Source organism: Variovorax sp. HJSM1_2 (assembly GCF_049316285.1).
Lineage (GTDB): Bacteria > Pseudomonadota > Gammaproteobacteria > Burkholderiales > Burkholderiaceae_C > Rhodoferax_B.
Map to the genome: position 1 here is coordinate 62,048 of NZ_JBMOXA010000027.1, position 5,298 is coordinate 67,345.

4 protein-coding genes are annotated in these 5,298 nt (G+C 67.6%); all 4 read right to left on the bottom strand.

All coding sequences use genetic code 11. From position 1 onward, the window contains the following. Nucleotides 1-79 precede the first annotated feature (79 nt). Nucleotides 80-1,030: an efflux RND transporter periplasmic adaptor subunit gene (locus ACFQ95_RS21665; RefSeq protein WP_422834365.1), complete on the bottom strand. Its 951-nt coding sequence runs from the start codon at nucleotides 1,028-1,030 to the stop codon at nucleotides 80-82. After that, nucleotides 1,027-1,704, bottom strand: coding sequence for a hypothetical protein (locus ACFQ95_RS21670; protein WP_422834367.1), 678 nt, complete (start codon nucleotides 1,702-1,704; stop codon nucleotides 1,027-1,029). The genes ACFQ95_RS21665 and ACFQ95_RS21670 overlap by 4 nt, the downstream gene beginning before the upstream one ends. Then, on the bottom strand, nucleotides 1,705-3,024 hold the full coding sequence (locus tag ACFQ95_RS21675) for a hypothetical protein (RefSeq protein ID WP_422834369.1): 1,320 nt from the start codon (nucleotides 3,022-3,024) through the stop codon (nucleotides 1,705-1,707). After that, nucleotides 3,021-5,298, bottom strand: a 2,278-nt coding sequence (locus ACFQ95_RS21680) for a biotin/lipoyl-binding protein (protein WP_422834371.1), incomplete at its 5' end; no start/stop codon positions are given. The genes ACFQ95_RS21675 and ACFQ95_RS21680, both read right to left, overlap by 4 nt.

Sequence of the window (5,298 nt, forward strand, 5' to 3'; positions counted from 1 at the left end):
GTGGCCTCCAGATGGCAGGGTGGCGTGGCGCGGCGGTGGCGCTGGCGGAGTGCAGCTGCTGCGTTCATGCGGGCTCCGGTCAGCGTGCCGCGGTTGCGCTGGATAACTCTGCGGGTGGGGCGTCGGCGCGCGCAGGCTGATCAATCTTGCAGCGCAGGCCGGCCGGCAGCGCGCTATCGGCATTCGGCATTTCCAGCCGCATACGGAAGGTATTGCTGGCCGGGTCCAAGACCTTGTCGATCTGCGCGACGCGCGCAATACGCGGTGTGGCACCGGGCAGCTCAGGTTGCACCATGAGTTGCTGGCCTATGCGCAAGTTGCCGAACAGGCTCACCGGCACCACAACCTCGACGCGCAGATTGGTGATCATTGCCAACTTGAGGAGTGGTTTGTCTTCGAAGCGTTCACCAGGGTTGGCATAACGTTCGATCACCACGCCGTCGAACGGGCTGCGCAGAATGCGCTGTGAGGCCTGGGCGTCGGACATGGCCACCTCCTGCTTCAGCGTGCGCAGGCTTTCGCGGGCCTGCGCCACTTTCTCGCGCGCCACGCGCAACTCGGCATCGGCCTGTTCCACCGCCTGTTCTGAGATGAAGTTCTCGGCCTTCAGCCTGTGCGAGCGGTCCAGCCGCTGCTGGGCCAGGTCCTGCGCCGCCAGCGCGCCGCGCAACTCGGCCTCGCTCTGCGCACGCGAGCGCGCGACTTCGTTGCTGGCGCGCTCGACCTCGGCACGCAGCCGTATCAGCACCTGGCCCTTGCGCACCATGTCACCGCGTTCGACCTCGATAGCGTCGACGACGCCAATCACGGCGCTGCCGATGTCAGCGACACGTTCGGGCAGGATCAGGCAGGCCAGCGGCGCCACTGAAGCGGGCGGCACACGGGCCAGCGTGTTGGCCGGCTGTGCAAATACCGCCGAGGCGCCCATGGCCAGGCCCATCGCGGCACGCAAGGCCAGGCAGGTGAGGGCCGCCACACCGGGCCGCTGTCTAGAGGTGGCGGGGATGAAGTGGTTGTTATTTTTTGTCATTCGGTCGATCCGCTGAAGGACAGGCTGTCGTCTAGGGCTAGGTCGTTTCGGAAAAGTTGCCGGCGTTGCCGCGCCTGGCGGACTTCCGTCAGGTCCTGGCTGGTGCGCCGCCAGAGGGTTTGCAGCCAGGATGGCAGCGGAATCCGGCCATCAGAGAGGGCCACTCCGGTGCACCAACTGCGCCAGATGCCTGCCATGCGGCTGGCGCCGGGCTCGGCGGACTTGAGGGCCAGCCAGATCTCGCCGCTGCCGGCTTCGCCCTGGCGCGCCGCACGGCCCAGCAACTGCCGGTCGTGGCGCTTGGAGGCATTGCGCTGGCAGCTCAGCACATGCAGGCCACCGGCGGCCAGGGCTTCTGCATCGACATGGATGTCGGTGCCGCGCCCGGCCATATTGGTGGTCACCGTGACCTGGCTGCGCTGGCCGGCGCGCGCCACGATGCGCGCCTCTTCGGCGTCGAAGCGCGCGTTCAGCACTTCGTGCACCACACCGGCCTGCCGCAGGGCCTGGGCCATGGCTTGCGAGGCCTCAACGGAGTCGCAGCCTATCAACACCGGCCGGCCGGCGGCGATCAGTTTGCGGGTCTGCGCCACGGCCGCATCGCGCCGTGCTGCTTCATCGGCATACAGGCGTGACGGCCAGGCCAGGCGCTGGCTAGGCAGCCGTGGCGGCACCTACACCATATTGCAGCCGTAAAGCGTACGCAGCTCGGCCCGCGCTTCGCGCAAGGTGCCACTCATGCCGCCCAGCCGGTGGTATCGCCGGAAGAAACGCTGGAAGGTGATCTGCGCCATCGTTTCGGTATCGGCGGGCAGTTGGCAGCCTTCCTTGATGGAAACCAAGGCATGCAGGCCACGCGACCATTTGCGGCCCTCGGCAATACGTCCGCTCACGGCGTCGACGATGGCCACCTCTTCTCCGGACTTGCCGTCGGCGGCCGGCACAAGCACGTAGTCGCGGTCGCGCACCAGCGCGTGGCGAGCGGTGAGCGCGGTGCACACGGTTTCGTCGCGGTGCCGCAGGTTCAGCCACAGCGGGCCGAGCTTGGCGCTGAGCGCGCCGATATGGACTCGCCCCGCGTCGGTGAGGTGGACGCGGTGCTGGCCTTGCTGCATCAGGTAATCGGTTTCAGGCACCAGGCGGGCCGACAACACATACGCCTGCCAGAGGAAGGCGCGGTCGCCACGGTGCGCCACTTCGCGCGTCAGGATCAACGGCATCTGGGCCTCGTCGATCAGGATGTTGTCGGCTTCGTCGATCACCGCCATGCACAGGCCACGCAACAACGGCGGCTCGTTGCGCGACGAAGCCAGCGCTGCCGCGCGGCGCTGCAGTGCGCGCCGCGGCGAGCCGTGGCTCAGGCGGTCGCGCAGATAGTCGAAGGCAACTTCACGCGCGGTGACGTAAACCACCTGCCGTGTATAGGCTTGCTGGCGCCTGCTGGCGGTGTGGCGGCTGAGCACGAAGCCTACCTGCAGACCGAGCAAGGCGTAGAAAGGGGCGAAGGTGCCGGCATCGCGTTCGACCAGGTAGTCGTTGGCGGTGAGCACATGCACAGGAATGCCGGCCAGTGCACCAACGCCCGCGGCCAGGGCCGCCGCCAGCGACTTGCCCTCGCCGGTGGCCATCTCCGCCACACGGTTGTCGAGCATGGCCAATGCCGCCATCAACTGCTCGGTGTAGGCCGCCCAGCCCAGCGAACGCCGTGCCGCTTCGGCCACATGGGCGCAGGCCTGCAGCAGCAGTGCCTGCCGCCAGCCGTGCTGCAACAGGCGCTGCTGCAAGGCCTCGCCCTGCGCAGCAAAGGCCTCATCGGACATGGAGCGCATTGCTTGTGCCAGGCCTGCGGCCCGCTCGGCCCGGTGACGCAAGCCGCCTGGCCAGCCCCACGGCAGCAGGGGTGTACGTTGCCAGCCGTGCAAACCCACGGGCTCGCTGCGTTCGGGGTAGCTGCCCCAACGCAGGCCGGGAATGGGCAAGGCGGTGGAGCTCATGTGGATGGATTGAAATGCCCGAGGAACAATTGCTGCAGCTGGCGCAAAAGCTGTTCGGCGACGGGCCGGCTGCCGTGGTCAAAACGCACCAGTGCACGTCCGCCGACACGGTCGTTGGCGACAACTGCCGCAGCCGTGGTGCCGGCCAGTTCCACGTCCATCACCACCACCGGTTGGCGTGGCGTCAGGCCATCCTTGTCGCTCATGTCGGTGACGATGCGCCCGCCAGCGGTGTCACCCAGAGCGGCGCTGGGCAAACGCATGGAAGCGCCCGGCACACTTGCGGCAATACGACCCTGGCGTGCTTCGGTGCTGGCGTCGGCCAGACGTACCTGCACTTCGGCGGGGCTGGCGCGCACCAAGTCGGCATCCTGCTGCGGCAGCGCCACACGTACCACCGTGGGCGCCGTGGTCAGCAGATAACCGATGCGCTCGCCGCGTTTGTAGAACTGCCCCACCACCTGGTCCCGGTGCGGCAGCACCAGCAGGCCGTCGCTGCGGGCACGGATTTCGCGCTGGCGCAGCTTGTCGTCCACCCGCGCCAGTCCGGCCCTCGCGTACGCCAGGCGTTCGCGCAGATCGGGGGCATCCTGGGGCGCGGTGTCGATGGCGCGGAACAGCAGCACGTCGAGTTCGGCGGCGTCGGCCGCCAGCGTGGCGCGGCTGGCGGCCAGCTGCGGGTCGTCCAGGCTGGCGATCAATTCGCCGGCTTTCACATGCTGGCCGTTGACGGCATTCAACGTGACCAAGAAACCATCGGTGTCGGCGCGGATCTGCGCCTGCTCGGGCAGCCAGACCACCCCTTCGGCCAGGGTCCGGTAGGGTAGCGGCAGCCAGCCCAGCAGGCCTATCAGCAGCAGGCAGACCGCCAGCGCGCGCCAGGTGGCGCGGTGGCGCATGCCTTGTTCGGTACTCGCGGTGCGCAGCATCTGCAGCACGCGCCACAGCGGTTGCCCGATGTTGGCGATCAGCATCATCCCGCCGACGAACCAGCCCACCAGCGAGGAAATGCTGCCGACCCAGAGTCCCACCACCACCGACAACACCAGCCGATAAACCCATGAAGCCGGCGCGTAGGCACACAGCCAGAAACGTTCGCCGGGCAACACGTCTATCGGTGTACGCACACGGATGCCGAACAGCCGGTAACCCACAGTCTCTAGCCAATAACGCCCGCTGCGGGTGGCCAGGTTGCGCAGGTCCAGCAGGTCGCAGAAGACGTAGTAGCCGTCGTACCGCAGCAAGGGGTTGCCATTGGTGAACAGCGTGGACAGGCCGCCGATGAGCATGGTGACGAAGGCGATGTCGCGCACCATCCCGGGCTGCACCAGCAGCCACACCGCCATGGCCACTGCGGCCAGGAACAGCTCGGCCATGATGCCGGCGGCGCTGACCAGGGCACGCTGGTAACGGCTGCGCAGGCCATCGGCCGCCGAGGCGTCAACGAACGGCACCGGGTTCAGCAACACCAGGGTGACGCCGGCCATGCGCACGTGTTCGCCATAACGCCGCAGGGCCAGCGCGTGGGCCAGTTCGTGCACGCTTTTGACCAGCGGATACATCAGCCAGGCCATCAGCAGATAGCCGGGCGAGCGAATCACCATGCCGGCGTAGGGCAGCAGTTCGTTCCAGTGCATGGCCGCGGCAAGGCCGGCGAGCAACACCGCAAGCAGCCACACGGACAGGCCCAGGCCGGAAAACAGCAGCGGTGCGATGGGCGCCAGCAGATCGAGCACTGGCGAGGGATCACCCAGCTTGAGCCGGAAAGCCATGGGGTTGACGCCACCACGGCGGCGGCTACGCTGGCGCCGGTCCTGCGCATGGAATAGGTTTTCCACATCGGGCGTGACGTCGAACTGCACCAGCCCACGGCTGTGCAGGGCCACCAGCAGCTGTATCACCTCGTCCTGCGTCATCGCCTCTTCGGGCTTGTGCGCCAGTTGCGCGTCCCACACCTGCTGCACGGACACCGAACCATCGCAGCGGCCGAGGAAGGCATACGCCGCCATGTTCACGCGCCGCACGTTGTCGCGGCTATTGTCCTGCAGCACATACCAGGGTGTGCCGCGCTGCATTTGCCGCTTGAGGTCGACCTGCGCACGCAATTGCGGCCGCAGTCCGGCCACGCGGTACCAGCGCGGGCTGAAAAGCGAAGACTCCATGCGTGCGGCGGGCGCCGTCATGGCAGCCACCCCCATGCCGAGAGCCGCAACCAGTCGATGAGCCGGTGCGACCACACCCAGGCCAGCGGCGCCTGCCCTACGGCAATCTTGG

What these genes read in the sequence shown, in the direction of transcription:
- ACFQ95_RS21675 (WP_422834369.1), bottom strand. Translation starts at nt 3,024, where the DNA reads ATGAGCTCCACCGCCTTGCCCATTCCCGGCCTGCGTTGGGGCAGCTAC.
- ACFQ95_RS21665 (WP_422834365.1), bottom strand. Translation starts at nt 1,030, where the DNA reads ATGACAAAAAATAACAACCACTTCATCCCCGCCACCTCTAGACAGCGG.